The sequence below is a fragment of the Pseudomonas sp. LPB4.O genome, from assembly GCF_038383825.1.
Classification (GTDB): Bacteria; Pseudomonadota; Gammaproteobacteria; order Pseudomonadales; family Pseudomonadaceae; genus Aquipseudomonas; species Aquipseudomonas putida.
Map to the genome: position 1 here is coordinate 1,433,391 of NZ_CP151298.1, position 14,281 is coordinate 1,447,671.

Consider the following 14,281-nt stretch of genomic DNA (forward strand, 5'->3'; position numbering starts at 1 on the left):
GCCAGCCAACATGCATAACCGCATCATGATCACCGGCGCCGGGTCCGGCCTCGGTCGCGAGATCGCCCTGCGCTGGGCGCGCGAGGGCTGGCGCCTGGCGCTGGCCGATGTCAACGAAAACGGCCTGCGCGAAACCCTGGAACTGGCCCGTGCCGCCGGCGGCGAAGGCTTCATCCAGCGCTGCGATGTGCGTGATTACAGCCAGCTCACTGCCCTGGCCCAGGCATGCACCGAGCAGTTCGGGGGCATCGACGTGATCGTCAACAACGCTGGCGTTGCGTCTGGCGGGTTTTTCGCCGAACTGTCCCTGGAAGACTGGGACTGGCAGATCGCGGTCAACCTGATGGGCGTGGTCAAGGGCTGCAAGGCCTTTTTGCCGCTGCTGGAGCGCAGCAAGGGCCGGATCATCAACGTTGCATCGATGGCCGCACTGATGCAGGGCCCTGGCATGAGCAACTACAACGTCGCCAAGGCTGGCGTGCTGGCGCTTTCGGAAAGCCTGCTGGTGGAGTTACGCCAGCTGGAGGTGTCGGTGCACGTGGTGTGCCCGTCGTTCTTCCAGACCAACCTGCTGGACTCGTTTCGCGGGCCGAACCCGGCGATGAAGGCGCAGGTGGGCAAGCTGCTGGAGGGTTCGCCGATCAGCGCCGCTGACATTGCCGGGTACATTCATCAGCAGGTCGCCGCGGGCGAGTTCCTGATTCTGCCCCACGAGGCCGGGCGCCAGGCCTGGCAGCTGAAATGCCAGGCGCCTGAGCGGCTGTATGATGAGATGGCCGATATGGCGGTGAAAATGCGCGCAAAGGCCCCTTCGCGATGAAGGGGCTGTAGAAGCACTGACCGGGGCAGGCTGGTGCAAGCCTGCGCTCGACAAGTCCCAGGCAGCTGATGCGCTAAATCGGAGCAATCGCAGCACTCAAGAACGCCCCGCTTGTCGGGGCGTTTTCATTTCAGCGGTCGCCTGAAGTGGCTGTCCGCATCGGGTCATATCATCCCGAGCAACAGTAAGACCAGCAGAATCACCAATACCACGCCAATAATGCCGGACGGGCCATAGCCCCAGCTACGCGAGTGGGGGAAGACCGGTAAGCCGCCGATCAGCAGCAGAATCAGGATGATGATAAGGATCGTGGTCATGGTGGAGTCCTTGCGTGGTTGAGGGGCAAGGGCCTCGAACTGCAGGCCTCTTGTTAAATCGGACCGGCGCCGCTTGCGAAAGATTCCATCGGTGTACCGCTTGTTCCGGCCGCTTCGCAGCACAATGCCGATAGGCCGGTGAAAGTGCGCGCCAAGTCCTGTTCACGAGGAATAGTCTGTAGGGGAAGTTACCCTGAAATGTAGGGCTCTTCTGAATTGTAGTGGAACTATTGAGTAGCCGAATGCCTGGCAGGCAGTCTCCGGTTTTCCCTTTGGCAAGAGGATCGGAACATGTTGGTAATCGGGCGTGAAGTGGGGGAAATCATCGTGATTGGCGATAACATCCGCATCATGGTGGTGGATGTCCGGGAGGGCGTGGTGCGTTTTGGCGTGGAAGCCCCGCGCTCGGTGCAGGTGCACCGGGCCGAGGTGTACAAGCGCATCAAGGAGGCCAAGCAAGGCGAGGCCTGATGGTGCCTTCAGCATCCCTGCGCAGTCTTGCCCGCGAAGGGGGCCGGGCCTGCTAGTCGAGCAGCTCGCGGGGCACGTCATGCTTGGCGAGCAACTGGCATTGCTGGCTTTCCAGGTCGAACAGGATGAATGCCTGGCCCTTCGCCAACGCCTGGCGCACCCGCAGTACGCGCGTCTCCAGCGGGGTATCGTCGCCGTTGTCGGTGCCATCGCGGGTGACGAAGTCCTCGATCAGCAGGGTCAGGGTTTCGGCTTGCAGTTGGTCGTAGGGGATCAGCATGGTGGGTCGTTTCTGAAGTAAGTGTGGCAATGCTACGCGAAACGTTCGGGAATTGGGGGGGCTGCCAAGCAGCCCCCCAAGGCCATCAGCTTTTATTGCCGACCAGGCTGTCCACCGCAGGCACTCGCGTGTCGCTTTCCATCTGTGCATCGTGCTCCAACTGGTGGCTGAACCTTTCCAGCGAGGCATTGGCCGGCTGCGAGTCGCTGGCAAACACTGGCGGGCTCAACAAGTACGCCGACAGCAACCGGCTCAACGCCGCAAGGCTGTCGATGTGCGTGCGTTCGTAGCCATGGGTGGCGTCGCAACCAAATGCAACTAGTGCGGTGCGGATGTCATGCCCCGCCGTCACCGCCGAATGGGCATCGCTGAAGTAATAGCGGAACAGGTCACGGCGCACCGGCAAATCGTGGTCGCCGGCCAGCTTCAGCAAATGCCGGGACAGGTGGTAGTCGTAGGGCCCTGACGAGTCCTGCATGGCCACGCTCACCGCATGCTCGCTGGACGCCTGGCCGGGTGCCACCGGGGCAATGTCGATGCCGACGAACTCGCTGACATCCCATGGCAGGGCGCCGGCTGCGCCCGAGCCGGTTTCCTCGGTGATGGTGAACAGCGGATGGCAGTCGATCAGCGGCTGGCGACCGCTTTCCACCACAGCTTTCAGTGCCGCCAGCAATGCCGCGACACCGGCCTTGTCGTCCAGGTGACGGGCGCTGATATGGCCGCTTTCGGTAAACTCTGGCAACGGGTCGAAGGCGACAAAGTCACCAATGCTGATCCCCAGTGCCTCACAGTCGGCGCGGGTGGCGCAGTAGGCATCCAGACGCACTTCCACATGCTCCCAGCTCACCGGCATCTGATCGATGGCGGTATTGAAGGCATGCCCGCTGGCCATCAGCGGTAGCACGCTGCCACGGAACACGCCGGTATCGGTGAATACACTGACCCGGCTACCTTCGGCAAAGCGGCTGGACCAGCAACCCACCGGTGCCAGCGCCAGGCGGCCGTTGTCCTGCAACTGGCGCACGCTGGCGCCGATGGTGTCCAGGTGGGCCGACACGGCGCGGTCGGGGGATGTCTGGCGGCCTTTGAGGGTGGCGCGAATGGTGCCGCGGCGGGTCAGCTCGAAGGGTATGCCCAACTCGTCCAGGCGTTCGGCCACGTAGCGCACGATGGTGTCGGTGAAACCGGTGGGGCTGGGGATGGCCAGCATCTCCAGCAGCACACGTTTGAGGTAGTCGAGATCGGGTTCGGGGAGTCGTTCGGACATGAGTACTCCTTAGAGTTGCGTTGACTTCTTCGCGGGCCCGGCCGCGCCCACAGGGACCCCACAAGCCTCAGGAACTGTGGCGGGCCTGTGGGAGCGGGCGCGCCCGCGAAGAGGCCATCAGCGGTTACGCCAACGGCCGGCTATGCGGAAACAGCAGGTCGATAAAGCGCTCGGCCGTTGGCTGGGGTTCATGGTTGGCCAGGCCGGCACGTTCGTTGGCTTCGATGATCACGTACTCCGGCTGCCCGGCATCGCGCACCATGAAGTCCAGCCCGACCACAGGAATTTCCAGCGCCCGTGCAGCACGCACGGCAGCGTCCGCCAGCACCGGGTGCAGGCGTTCGGTCACATCTTCCAGGGTGCCACCGGTGTGCAAGTTAGCGGTGCGTCGCACGGCCAGGCGCTGGCTGGCAGGCAACACATCGTCATAGCCAAGCCCCGCGGCGCGCAGGGTGCGCTCGGTTTCGTCGTCCAGCGGAATGCGGCTTTCGCCGCCGGTGGCAGCCTGGCGCCGACGGCTCTGGGCTTCGATCAGCTGGCGCACGCTGTGTTTGCCATCGCCCAGCACCTGTGCCGGGTGGCGGATGGCAGCGGCCACCACTTCGTAGCCGATCACCACGATGCGCAGGTCGAGCCCGGCATGGAAGCTTTCCAGCAGCACGCGGCTGTCGAACTGGCGAGCGTGCGCCACGGCGCGGGTGATGTCATCGATGCAGGTCAGGTTAACCGCCACGCCCTGGCCTTGCTCGCCGTCGACCGGCTTGACCACCACCGCGCCATGCTCGTCGAGAAACGCCAGATTGTCGTCGGCATTACCCGCCAACTGCTGCGCCGGCACCTGCAGCCCGGCGTTGCCCAGGGCGTGCTGGGTCAGGCGCTTGTCCTGGCACAAGGTCATGGTCACGGCACTGGTCAGGTCGCTGAGCGATTCACGGCAGCGAATGCGTCGCCCGCCCAGGCTTAAGGTGAACAGACCGCCAGCGGCGTCATCCACCTGCACCTCGATGCCGCGGCGCCGGGCCTCATCGACAATGATGCGGGCGTAGGGGTTGAGGTCCGCCTGCGGCCCGGGGCCAAGAAACAACTGCTCGTTGATGCCGTTCTTGCGCTTGACCGCAAAGGTGGGCAGGTTGCGAAAACCCAGCTTTTCATACAGGCGCTTGGCCTGGCGGTTGTCGTGCAGCACCGACAGGTCGAGGTAAGCCAGGCCACGGCTCATGAAGTGCTCGATCAGGTGGCGCACCAGCACCTCGCCCACGCCAGGGCGGGTGCAGTGCGGGTCGACTGCCAGGCACCACAGGCTGCTGCCATGCTCGGGGTCATCGAACGCCTTGGCGTGGTTCAGGCCCATGACGCTGCCGATCACCGCGCCGCTGTCTTCGTCCTCGGCCAGCCAGTACACCGGTCCGCCCAAGTGCCGGGGCGTAAGCAGTTCGGCGTCGACCGGCAGCATGCCGCGCGCCTGGTACAGGGTGTTGATCGCCTGCCAGTCGGCGGGGTTCTGCGCCCGGCGCACGCGGAAACCGCGGAACACCCGCTGCGCTGGCCGGTAGTCGGTAAACCACAGACGCAGGGTGTCGGACGGGTCGAGGAACAGTTGCTGCGGGGCCTGGGCCAACAACTGCTGCGGCGCGGCCACGTACAGGGCGATGTCGCGCTCGCCGGGGCTTTCGTCCAGCAGCGCCTCGGCCAGGCTGGCCGGGTCGGGGTAGGTATGGCCGATCAGCAGCCGGCCCCAGCCGCAGTGCACGGCACGCGGCTGGTCGTGGGGCAGGCTGCCGTCGCCGGCCAGGCGCGCCTGCAGGCGCTCGTAGGACGGCGCCTGGCCGCGCAGCAGGCGCTGACCGTATGCGATTTCATGGGCTTTCATCGGTCAGATTCCTTGTTCGCTCAGCCACAGGTTCAGCGCCGCCAGCTGCCACAGCTTGGAGCCGCGCAGCGGGGTGAGCTGGCCGTGCGGGTTGCTCAGCAGGCGGTCGAGCATGGCCGGGTTGAACAGCCCACGGTCCTGGCTGGGGTCGGTCAGCAGCTCACGCACCCAACCCAGGGTGGCGCCTTCAAGGTGCTTGAGGCCCGGCACCGGGAAGTAGCCCTTCTTGCGGTCGATCACCTCATGCGGGATCACCCGTCGCGCCGCCTGCTTGAGCACCTGCTTGCCGCCATCGGGCAGCTTGAAGCGCGCCGGAATACGCGCCGACAGCTCCACCAGGCGGTAATCGAGGAATGGCGTACGTGCCTCCAGGCCCCAGGCCATGGTCATGTTGTCCACTCGCTTGACCGGGTCATCAACCAACATCACCGTGCTGTCCAGGCGCAGGGCTTTGTCCACCGCGTCGCGGGCGCCGGGGCGGGCGAAGTGCTCGCGCACGAAGTCGCCGGCCGCGTCGGTTTCAAGCAGCCAGGGCGCCTGCACGGTGTCGCGGTATTCGGCGTGGCTGCGGTCGAAGAATGCATCGCGGTAAGCCGCAAAGGCGTCATCGGCGCCGTCCACCTGCGGGTACCAGTGGTACCCGGCGAACAGCTCGTCGGCGCCCTGGCCGCTTTGCACGCCCTTGCAGTGCTTGGCCACTTCCCGCGACAGCAGGTAGAAGGCGATGCAGTCGTGGCTGACCATTGGCTCGCTCATGGCGCGGAATGCCGCTGGCAGCTGGTCGATTATCTCGTGTTCGGCGATGCGCAGCTGGTGGTGGCGGGTGCCGTAGTGCTTGGCGATCAGGTCGGAATACTGGAACTCGTCGCCACGTTCGCCACCGGCATCTTCAAAACCGATGGAGAAGGTCGACAGGTCGTCCACGCCCGCTTCGCGCAGCAGACCGACCAGCAGGCTGGAGTCGACACCACCGGACAGCAGCACGCCGACGTCGACGGCCGCGCGTTGGCGGATGGCCACGGCGTCGCGGGTGGCGTCGAGCACGCGGGTGGTCCAGCCTTCCAGGTCCAGCTCACGCTCATCCGGGTTGGCACCGTATTTCAGCTGCCACCAGGTCTGGCGCTCGATCTCGCCATGGCGGTCGATGCGCATCCAGGTGCCGGGCTCCAGCTTTTGCACGTTGGCCAGCAGGGTACGTGGTGCCGGCACCACGGCATGGAAGTTCAGGTAATGGTTGAGCGCCACCGGGTCGAGCATCGGGTCGATGTCGCCGCCCTTGAGCAGCGCTGGCAGGGTCGAGGCAAAACGCAGGCGCTCGCTGTTGCGCGACAGGTACAGGGGCTTTACGCCCAGGCGGTCGCGGGCCAGGAACAGGCGCTGGTTGTCGCGCTCCCAGATGGCCAGGGCGAACATGCCGTTGAGCTTGGGCAGCAAGGCCGCGCCCCAGGCGTGGTAGCCCTTGAGCAGCACCTCGGTGTCGCCGTCGGACCAGAAGCTGTAGCCCAGGTCTTGCAGCTCCTGGCGCAGTTCGGGGAAGTTGTAGATGGCACCGTTGAACGCCAGTGACAGGCCCAAGGTGTTGTCGACCATCGGCTGCGCCGAGCCGTCAGACAAGTCCATGATTTTCAGGCGCCGGTGGCCGAGGGCAATAGGGCCTTGGCTATGGAAGCCCCACGCATCCGGGCCGCGAGGCGCCAGGTGATGCGTTATGCGCTCTACTGCAGCCAGGTCGGCTGGGCGAGGGGCCTGGTCGATGGGGGTGAAACGCAACTCTCCTGCTAATCCGCACATAAGTCCTTACCGGTTTTTCCGTTGGGGAGGGGGCGCCCAGGATTAGGGCACCTTAAGGAACTGACCGATGTGCTTTTTGAGAGTTTTAGAACGATTTGTTATATGTGGCCGCTGGGCAATGTCCGGGGGCAAGCCCGACTCGTGCTATGCCTGTGGGAGCGGGCGAGCCCGCGAAGGGCCGCACAGCGGCCCGATTTCTTACTTCCCCCGAATCAGCTTACGCAAGGCAAACCGGTTCGGATGACACGCCTCTGCCACTGCCCGGGGCAACGGCAGCGGTTCACCACACACCCAGGCCGCCACCAGCTCGCCACTGAGCGGCGCCGTGATCAACCCGCGCGACCCATGCCCGCTGTTCACATACAACCCATCCAGCCAAGGGCAGGCTACATCCGGCACTTGCCGCGCATCCCGGCCCAACACCGCATAGGCCTCGGTAAACGCCTGTACATCAGCTACCGGCCCCACGATCGGCAGGTAATCCGGGCTGGTGCAACGGAATGCCGCGCGCCCCTGCAACTGCTCAGGGGCCAACCTGGCTGTGCCCAGGCGCTGCGCCAGGTCGACGGAAATCTCGTCCAGCAACGCCAGGTTGCCCTGGTGCTCGGCCAGCGTCGGCGCCAAGTCTTCGCTGTGAAAATCAAAGCTTGCGCCCAGGGTATGTTCATCACCGCGCGGCGGCGCCACGTAGCCCTCCGCACACACCACGGTGCGCAACGCCCGGCTGCTGGCGGTGGCGGGCAAGCGGGTAATCTGCCCCCGGATACGCTTGAGCGGCAGTTGCGCGCAAGGCTCGAAGCGCCTTACTTCGGCGGCACCGGCCAGAATCACCACGGGCGCGCTGGCAATCAGGCGGTCACCTGCCCAGGCCTGCCACTGCTGGTCTGCCTTGCGCAGCTCCAGCACTTCCTGATGGGTGACCAGCCGAATCCCTGGGTGCTGCAGCTGTTGCTGGCACAACGCAGGTGGGTGCACCCAGCCGCCTTCGGGGTAAAACAACCCGCCGGCCGGCAAGGCCACCCCGGCGATGGCTTCGGCGTCGGCGCGCTCCAGTGCGTGCAGCAAATCGTGGTCGAAGGCGGCAGCCAGCTTGCCTTGACGCTCAGCTTCCTTGTTATCGAAGGCCAGTTGCAGCACGCCGCAGGCATCCCAGTCGCGGCCACGCTGCAGGCGTTCAAGCTGGCGCCGGGTGTAGCCGAAACCGGACAGGATCATCTGTGAAAGTGCGGTGCCATGGGCGGACAGCTTGAGGTACAGCACCCCCTGCGGATTGCCCGAAGCTTCCTGGGCCGGCGCTTCGTGGCGCTCCAGCACGGTGACCTGCCAGCCACGCCGGGCCAGGCTGGCAGCGGTTGTGCTGCCGGCCAGCCCGGCACCGATCACCAGTGCCTCGCGTGGCCCCTGTGAAGGGGCGGGGCGTGCGTACCAAGGTGCGCCTTGGGCTGGCTGGGGGCCGACGTAGGCGCCGCTCATAACCTCCCACTTCTTGCCGATGCCTGGCACCTTCTTCATGGCGAAACCGGCGTCGACCAGGCTGCGGCGCACCCAGCCGGTGGTGGTGAAGGTGCCCAGCACAGTGCCCGGGTGCGATAGCCGCGCCAGCTGCGCGAACAGCTCCGGTGTCCACATGTCGGGGTTCTTGGCCGGGGCGAAACCGTCGAGGAACCACACATCGATCTGCGCATCGAGCTGTGGCAGCTGCTCGAGCACGTCGCCGATCAGCAGGGTCAGGGTGACCCGGCCATTGGCGAAGGTGAATTGCTGAAAGCCCGGGTGCACCGCCACATATTGTTCCAGCAGGGGCTCGGTGTAGGCGGCAAGTTCAGGCCACAGGCGCACGGCGCGGGCCATGTCGTCGTGGCCGAGGGGGTATTTCTCGACACTCACGAAGTGCAGGCGTGCGTCGCTGTGGGCGTGCTGGTCAAACAGCTGCCAGGCGCAGAAAAAGTTCATGCCGGTGCCAAAACCGGTTTCGCCGATCACCATGCAGCTGTGCGGCGTCAGGTTGGCAAAACGCTCGGCCAGGCGGGTCTGGCCGAGGAATACGTGTTTGGTTTCTTCGATGCCTTCGTTGACCGCGAAATAGACGTCGTCATATTGCCGCGAGTGGGGGCGGCCCTGGTCGTCCCAGTCGATCTGGGCGTGCTGGAGGAGGGTGGACATGGTTGGCTCGGTTGCAGCGGATGGCGGGATTTTATGCCATCCGGGTTACCTGTGGGAGCGCGTTCACTCGCGAACAGGTCAGTACAGGCATAAATGAAATCCGCTAGTCTTGCTTATCCATTGAAGGAGCCAGTGCATGTTCGAATCCGCCGAAATCGGCCACAGCATCGACAAGGAGGCTTACGACGCCGAGGTGCCCGCTTTGCGCGAGGCCCTGCTCGAAGCCCAGTACGAACTCAAGCAGCAGGCGCGCTTCCCGGTGATCGTGCTGATCAACGGCATCGAAGGCGCTGGCAAGGGTGAGACGGTAAAGCTGCTCAACGAGTGGATGGACCCGCGCATGATCGATGTGCTCACCTTCGACCAGCAAACCGACGAAGAGCTGGCACGGCCGCCCGCCTGGCGTTACTGGCGGGCTTTGCCACCCAAGGGGCGGATGGGCGTGTTCTTTGGCAACTGGTACAGCCAGATGCTGCAGGGGCGGGTGCACGGCGTGTTCAAGGATGCCGTGCTCGATCAGGCCATCATGGGCGCCGAGCGCCTGGAGCAGATGCTGTGTGATGAAGGTGCGCTGATCATCAAGTTCTGGTTCCACCTGTCCAAGAAGCAGATGAAGGCACGGCTGAAATCGCTCAAGGACGACCCGCTGCACAGCTGGAAGATCAGCCCGCTGGACTGGCAGCAGTCGCAAACCTACGACCGCTTCGTGCGCTTTGGCGAGCGCGTGCTGCGCCGCACCAGCCGCGACTATGCGCCGTGGCATGTCGTCGAAGGGGTAGACCCGAACTACCGTAGCCTGGCGGTGGGGCGCATCCTGCTGGACAGCCTGCAAGCCGCGCTGGCCAACAACCCCAAGGGCAAGCACCAAGGCAATGTCGCCCCGCTGGGCCGCAGCATCGACGACCGCAGCCTGCTCGGCGCCCTGGACATGACGTTGCGCCTGGACAAGGCTGACTATCAGGAGCAGTTGGTCACCGAACAGGCCCGCCTGGCCGGCCTGCTGCGCGACAAGCGCATGCGCCGGCACGCCCTGGTGGCCGCGTTCGAAGGCAACGATGCTGCCGGCAAGGGCAGTGCCATCCGCCGCGTGGCGGCGGCGCTGGACCCGCGCCAGTACCGCATCGTGCCGATTGCCGCGCCCACCGAAGAAGAGCGGGCGCAGCCCTACCTGTGGCGGTTCTGGCGGCATATTCCGGCACGCGGCAAGTTCACCATCTTCGACCGTTCCTGGTATGGCCGGGTGCTGGTGGAACGGGTCGAGGGATTTTGCAGTTCGGCCGACTGGATGCGTGCCTACAGCGAGATCAACGACTTTGAAGAGCAGTTGGTGAACGCCGGTGTGGTGGTGGTGAAGTTCTGGCTGGCGATCGACCAGCAGACCCAGCTGGAGCGTTTTCAGGAGCGTGAGCAGATCCCGTTCAAGCGCTACAAGATCACCGAGGACGACTGGCGCAACCGCGACAAGTGGGACGAGTATGCCCAGGCGGTGGGCGACATGGTCGACCGCACCAGCAGCGAGATTGCGCCATGGACGCTGGTGGAGGCCAACGACAAGCGCTGGGCGCGGGTCAAGGTGCTGCGCACCATCAACCAGGCGCTTGAAGCGGCGTTTGCCAAGGACAAGAAATAGCCAGGGCTCTTGATTGCCTGTTCTGGCCTCTTCGCGGGTGAACCCGCGAAGAGGCCAGAACAGGCTGCACACCTGCCAAGCCATGCCACACAAGAATGACCTGATGAATTCTTTTCTTGGCACTCTTCCCCGTCACTGCCCTCCAAGCCCGTAGAATTCAGTCACCCCCACTACGGGCTTGATCGAGGACGCTATGCACACCACTTCCGGCCGCTGGAGCTATGGCCTGTTCCTGGCACTTCTGACCGCATTGCTCTGGGGCATCTTGCCGATCAAGCTCAAACAGGTACTGCAGGTGGTCGACCCGATCACCGTCACCTGGTACCGCCTGCTGGTTTCCGGTGGCCTGCTGTTCGCCTGGCTGGCAGCCAGGCGGCGCCAGCCGTCATTCACCCGGCTGGCACCCAGGGGCAAAGGCCTGGTAGTGGTGGCCGTGCTGGGCCTGATGGGCAACTACGTGCTGTACCTGATCGGCCTAAACCTGCTCAGCCCTGGGACCGCGCAACTGGTGGTACAGGTCGGCCCGGTGCTGTTGCTGGTGGCCAGCGTGTTCGTGTTCCGCGAGCGCTTCAGCCTGGGGCAGGGCGTGGGCCTGGTGATTCTGCTGGCGGGGTTTGGCCTGTTTTTCAACCAGCGCCTCGAAGAGCTGCTGACTTCATTGGGCACCTACACCACCGGCGTGCTGACCATTCTGCTGGCCACCAGCATCTGGGTGTTCTACGCCCTCAGCCAGAAGCAACTGCTGACCGTGTGGCATTCACAGCAGGTGATGATGGTGATCTACCTCAGTTGTGCTGCGCTGCTCACGCCTTGGGTACACCCGCTGGAGGCGTTGCAACTGACTCCGGTGCAGGGCTGGCTGCTGCTGGCCTGCTGCCTGAATACCCTGGTGGCTTACGGCGCATTTGCCGAGGCGCTGGCGCACTGGGAGGCGTCGCGGGTGAGTGCCACCCTGGCGTTGACACCGCTGGTGACCTTTGTTGCGGTGGCACTCGCGGCACTGGTGTGGCCGGAGTATGTGCACGCCGAGGACATCAATGCGCTGGGCTATGTAGGGGCGGTGACCGTGGTGTCCGGCTCGGCGCTGGTGGCGCTGGGGCCCTCGCTGGTGGCCAGTTGGCGTGCGAGGCGGGCGCGGCTGGCCCAGGTTCATTGATCGCTTGCTCCGGCCCGATCGCCGGCAAGCCAGCGATCGAGCCGGGGCAGGCAATAAAGAGCTCAGCCCTTGCCACCCGGTGCCAGCATGTTCTCCGGCCGCACCCACTGGTCGAACTGCTCATTGGTCAGGTACTTCAACTCCAGCGCAGCCTCGCGCAAGGTCTTGCCTTCGCTGTAAGCCTTCTTGGCAATTTCCGCCGCCTTGTCATAGCCGATATGCGGGTTCAACGCTGTCACCAGCATCAAGCCCCGCTCCAGGTGCGCGGCCATTTGCTCGGCATCGGGCTCGATGCCCGCCACGCAGTGCAACTGGAAGTTGCGGCAGCCATCGGCCAGCAGTTCGATCGACTGCAACAGGTTGTGGATGATCACCGGCTTGAACACGTTCAGCTGCAGATGCCCCTGGCTAGCGGCAAAACCGATGGCGGCATCGTTGCCCAGCACCTGGCAAGCCAGCATCGACAGCGCCTCGCACTGGGTCGGGTTAACCTTGCCGGGCATGATCGAACTGCCCGGTTCGTTGGCCGGCAGGCGCACTTCGGCAAAGCCTGCGCGTGGGCCGGAGCCCAGCAGGCGCAAGTCGTTGGCGATTTTCATCAGCGCCACGGCCAGGGTTTTCAAGGCGCCTGCCAGGCTGGTCAGCGGTTCATGGCCGGCCAGCGCCGCGAACTTGTTTGGCGCCGTCACAAACGGCAGGCCGGACTCCGCCGCCAACTCGGCAGCGATGGCTTCGGCAAAGCCATGCGGGGCATTGAGCCCGGTGCCCACAGCGGTGCCGCCCTGGGCCAGTTCGCATACCGCCGGCAGGGTGGCGCGGATGGCGCGCTGGGCATAGTCGAGCTGGGCGACGAAGGCGGACACCTCCTGGCCGAAAGTGATCGGCGTGGCGTCCATCATGTGCGTGCGGCCGGTCTTCACCAGCTTTTGGTGGCGGGCCGACAGCTCGGCAAGCCCCGACGACAGTTCGGCGACCGCCGGCAGCAGCTGCTCGTGCACCGCCTGCGCCGCAGCGATGTGCATGGCTGTGGGGAAGCAGTCGTTGGAGCTCTGCGAGCGGTTGACGTGGTCGTTGGGGTGCACTGGCGCTTTGCCGCCACGGCCATTGCCGGCCAGTTCGTTGGCGCGCCCGGCGATCACTTCGTTGACGTTCATGTTGCTTTGCGTGCCGCTGCCGGTCTGCCACACGACCAACGGGAACTGGTCGTCGTGCTGGCCATCAAGCACTTCGTCGGCGGCTTGTTCGATCAGTCGGGAGATGTCGGCCGGCAGGTCGCCGTTGCGGTCGTTGACGCGTGCCGCGGCTTTCTTGATCAGCGCCAGGGCGTGCAGCACCGCGAGGGGCATGCGTTCCTTGCCAATGGCGAAATTGATCAGCGAACGCTGGGTTTGCGCACCCCAGTAGGCGCCATCAGGAACTTCGACCGGGCCCAGGCTGTCTGTCTCGATACGGCTCATTCTGTACTCACTCCTGTGTAGTTCGAAATCGCAGTTTAGGCCCTGATTCGACCGAGCGGTTCCGTCGCTCGTCGTGCCACTTGAGCACATCGCCACCACGGCGCAGAATGCTCTACTCTGAGGTACCCGCCTCCCTCTTCTTGAAGGAAATGCAATGACCCGTCTCCGTGTCCTTTGTGCCGCCGTTGCCCTGGCTTGCGCCAGCGGCCAGGTGCTCGCTGCCACCGCCAGCCACAACGCTGCTGCCGAGAAATTCCTGACCCTGGCCAACGCCGACAAGCTGGGCACCCCGGTGTACATGCAGGTCCAACAGATGTTCGCCCAGCGCTTCGCGCAAACCAAGGCCCCGGCCGCCAAACAGCCAGTGCTGGAAAGCTACCAGGGCAAAGCCAACGCCGCGCTGGACAACGCCATCGGCTGGAACAAGCTGAAGCCGAAGATGGTCGACCTGTACACCCAGACCTTCACCGAGCAAGAGCTGAAAGACCTGGTCAAGTTCTATGAATCGCCGCTGGGCAAGAAAGTCCTGCGTGAAATGCCCAAGGTTACCCAGCAGTCGGCCCAGCTGACCCAGCAGAGCCTGGAGCCAGCAGTGCCGGTGGTGAACAAGCTGCTGGAAGACATGACCAAGGAACTGGACCCTAACGCTGGCAAGGCTGCCGTCCCTGCCAAGAAGTGAGCACGCCGCAATGACCATGCAACAGCGCATTGAACAACAGCTGGGCGCCCTGGCGCCGCAGCACCTGCAAGTGCTCGACGAAAGCCACATGCACAGTCGTGGTCAGGAGACCCACTACAAGGCAGTGATCGTCAGCGAGCAGTTTGCCGGGTTGAACAGCGTCAAGCGCCACCAGAAGGTGTACGCCACCATGGGTGAGCTGATGGGCCAGATCCATGCCCTGGCCATTCATACCTACACCGCGGAAGAGTGGGCCAAGGTCGGCGTTGCGCCGGCCTCGCCGGTGTGCGCCGGCGGCGGGCACTGAAACCTTTTTGTTGTTCTGGTAGAATCCGTACCATCCAAGGGGGCCGCTGTGCGGCCCATTCGCGGCACAA

General features: G+C 64.6%; 13 protein-coding genes. 6 read left to right on the forward strand and 7 right to left on the reverse strand.

Features of this window, described 5'->3' with window-relative positions; translation table 11 throughout:
- Positions 1-10 precede the first annotated feature (10 nt).
- Positions 11-820, forward strand: a complete 810-nt coding sequence (locus MRBLPB4O_RS06505) for an SDR family oxidoreductase (protein ID WP_016501033.1) — start codon at positions 11-13, stop codon at positions 818-820.
- Positions 821-984: 164 nt separating this feature from the next.
- Here MRBLPB4O_RS06505 and MRBLPB4O_RS06510 read toward each other — a convergent pair whose 3' ends face one another.
- The gene (locus MRBLPB4O_RS06510) at positions 985-1,137 is read right to left on the reverse strand and encodes a DUF3309 family protein (RefSeq protein ID WP_003252624.1); all 153 of its coding nucleotides are present in this window, start codon (positions 1,135-1,137) and stop codon (positions 985-987) included.
- Positions 1,138-1,428: 291 nt separating this feature from the next.
- Between MRBLPB4O_RS06510 and csrA the strand changes: the two genes are divergently transcribed.
- A complete protein-coding gene (gene csrA / locus MRBLPB4O_RS06515) occupies positions 1,429-1,608 on the forward strand; it encodes a carbon storage regulator CsrA (protein WP_341797845.1) in 180 nt (59 codons plus the stop codon).
- A gap of 52 nt (positions 1,609-1,660) precedes the next feature.
- On the opposite strand, the gene MRBLPB4O_RS06520 is transcribed toward csrA, so the two are convergent.
- The 5 genes from MRBLPB4O_RS06520 to mnmC form a co-directional block, all read right to left on the reverse strand.
- The gene (locus tag MRBLPB4O_RS06520) at positions 1,661-1,888 is read right to left on the reverse strand and encodes a YheU family protein (protein ID WP_059395309.1); all 228 of its coding nucleotides are present in this window, start codon (positions 1,886-1,888) and stop codon (positions 1,661-1,663) included.
- Positions 1,889-1,973: 85 nt separating this feature from the next.
- The gene (locus MRBLPB4O_RS06525) at positions 1,974-3,158 is read right to left on the reverse strand and encodes an osmoprotectant NAGGN system M42 family peptidase (protein ID WP_341797846.1); all 1,185 of its coding nucleotides are present in this window, start codon (positions 3,156-3,158) and stop codon (positions 1,974-1,976) included.
- A gap of 124 nt (positions 3,159-3,282) precedes the next feature.
- Positions 3,283-5,028, reverse strand: coding sequence for an N-acetylglutaminylglutamine synthetase (gene ngg / locus MRBLPB4O_RS06530; protein ID WP_341797847.1), 1,746 nt, complete (start codon positions 5,026-5,028; stop codon positions 3,283-3,285).
- Positions 5,029-5,031: 3 nt separating this feature from the next.
- Positions 5,032-6,819 (reverse strand): N-acetylglutaminylglutamine amidotransferase, encoded by a 1,788-nt coding sequence (locus tag MRBLPB4O_RS06535; RefSeq protein ID WP_341797848.1) that lies wholly within the window; start codon positions 6,817-6,819, stop codon positions 5,032-5,034.
- A gap of 198 nt (positions 6,820-7,017) precedes the next feature.
- Positions 7,018-8,982 carry a bifunctional tRNA (5-methylaminomethyl-2-thiouridine)(34)-methyltransferase MnmD/FAD-dependent 5-carboxymethylaminomethyl-2-thiouridine(34) oxidoreductase MnmC gene (mnmC, locus tag MRBLPB4O_RS06540; RefSeq protein ID WP_341797849.1) on the reverse strand — a complete coding sequence of 655 codons (1,965 nt, stop codon included), beginning with the start codon at positions 8,980-8,982 and terminating at the stop codon, positions 7,018-7,020.
- Between the two features lie 136 nt (positions 8,983-9,118).
- On the opposite strand from mnmC, the gene pap reads away from it, so the two are divergent.
- Positions 9,119-10,612: a polyphosphate:AMP phosphotransferase gene (gene pap / locus MRBLPB4O_RS06545; RefSeq protein WP_341797850.1), complete on the forward strand. Its 1,494-nt coding sequence runs from the start codon at positions 9,119-9,121 to the stop codon at positions 10,610-10,612.
- A 193-nt stretch (positions 10,613-10,805) separates the two neighbouring features.
- Positions 10,806-11,768, forward strand: a complete 963-nt coding sequence (locus tag MRBLPB4O_RS06550) for a DMT family transporter (RefSeq protein ID WP_341797851.1) — start codon at positions 10,806-10,808, stop codon at positions 11,766-11,768.
- A 62-nt stretch (positions 11,769-11,830) separates the two neighbouring features.
- Here MRBLPB4O_RS06550 and MRBLPB4O_RS06555 read toward each other — a convergent pair whose 3' ends face one another.
- On the reverse strand, positions 11,831-13,225 hold the full coding sequence (locus MRBLPB4O_RS06555) for a class II fumarate hydratase (protein WP_341797852.1): 1,395 nt from the start codon (positions 13,223-13,225) through the stop codon (positions 11,831-11,833).
- A 154-nt stretch (positions 13,226-13,379) separates the two neighbouring features.
- Here MRBLPB4O_RS06555 and MRBLPB4O_RS06560 point away from each other — a divergent pair, with 154 nt between their 5' ends.
- The gene (locus tag MRBLPB4O_RS06560; RefSeq protein ID WP_341797853.1) at positions 13,380-13,904 is read left to right on the forward strand and encodes a DUF2059 domain-containing protein; all 525 of its coding nucleotides are present in this window, start codon (positions 13,380-13,382) and stop codon (positions 13,902-13,904) included.
- Between the two features lie 10 nt (positions 13,905-13,914).
- The gene (locus tag MRBLPB4O_RS06565) at positions 13,915-14,211 is read left to right on the forward strand and encodes a BolA family protein (protein WP_016501024.1); all 297 of its coding nucleotides are present in this window, start codon (positions 13,915-13,917) and stop codon (positions 14,209-14,211) included.
- Positions 14,212-14,281: the final 70 nt, after the last annotated feature.

What these genes read in the sequence shown, in the direction of transcription:
- MRBLPB4O_RS06505 (WP_016501033.1), top strand. Translation starts at nt 11, where the DNA reads ATGCATAACCGCATCATGATCACCGGCGCCGGGTCCGGCCTCGGTCGC.
- MRBLPB4O_RS06510 (WP_003252624.1), bottom strand. Translation starts at nt 1,137, where the DNA reads ATGACCACGATCCTTATCATCATCCTGATTCTGCTGCTGATCGGCGGC.
- csrA (WP_341797845.1), top strand. Translation starts at nt 1,429, where the DNA reads ATGTTGGTAATCGGGCGTGAAGTGGGGGAAATCATCGTGATTGGCGAT.
- MRBLPB4O_RS06520 (WP_059395309.1), bottom strand. Translation starts at nt 1,888, where the DNA reads ATGCTGATCCCCTACGACCAACTGCAAGCCGAAACCCTGACCCTGCTG.
- MRBLPB4O_RS06525 (WP_341797846.1), bottom strand. Translation starts at nt 3,158, where the DNA reads ATGTCCGAACGACTCCCCGAACCCGATCTCGACTACCTCAAACGTGTG.
- ngg (WP_341797847.1), bottom strand. Translation starts at nt 5,028, where the DNA reads ATGAAAGCCCATGAAATCGCATACGGTCAGCGCCTGCTGCGCGGCCAG.
- MRBLPB4O_RS06535 (WP_341797848.1), bottom strand. Translation starts at nt 6,819, where the DNA reads ATGTGCGGATTAGCAGGAGAGTTGCGTTTCACCCCCATCGACCAGGCC.
- mnmC (WP_341797849.1), bottom strand. Translation starts at nt 8,982, where the DNA reads ATGTCCACCCTCCTCCAGCACGCCCAGATCGACTGGGACGACCAGGGC.
- pap (WP_341797850.1), top strand. Translation starts at nt 9,119, where the DNA reads ATGTTCGAATCCGCCGAAATCGGCCACAGCATCGACAAGGAGGCTTAC.
- MRBLPB4O_RS06550 (WP_341797851.1), top strand. Translation starts at nt 10,806, where the DNA reads ATGCACACCACTTCCGGCCGCTGGAGCTATGGCCTGTTCCTGGCACTT.
- MRBLPB4O_RS06555 (WP_341797852.1), bottom strand. Translation starts at nt 13,225, where the DNA reads ATGAGCCGTATCGAGACAGACAGCCTGGGCCCGGTCGAAGTTCCTGAT.
- MRBLPB4O_RS06560 (WP_341797853.1), top strand. Translation starts at nt 13,380, where the DNA reads ATGACCCGTCTCCGTGTCCTTTGTGCCGCCGTTGCCCTGGCTTGCGCC.
- MRBLPB4O_RS06565 (WP_016501024.1), top strand. Translation starts at nt 13,915, where the DNA reads ATGACCATGCAACAGCGCATTGAACAACAGCTGGGCGCCCTGGCGCCG.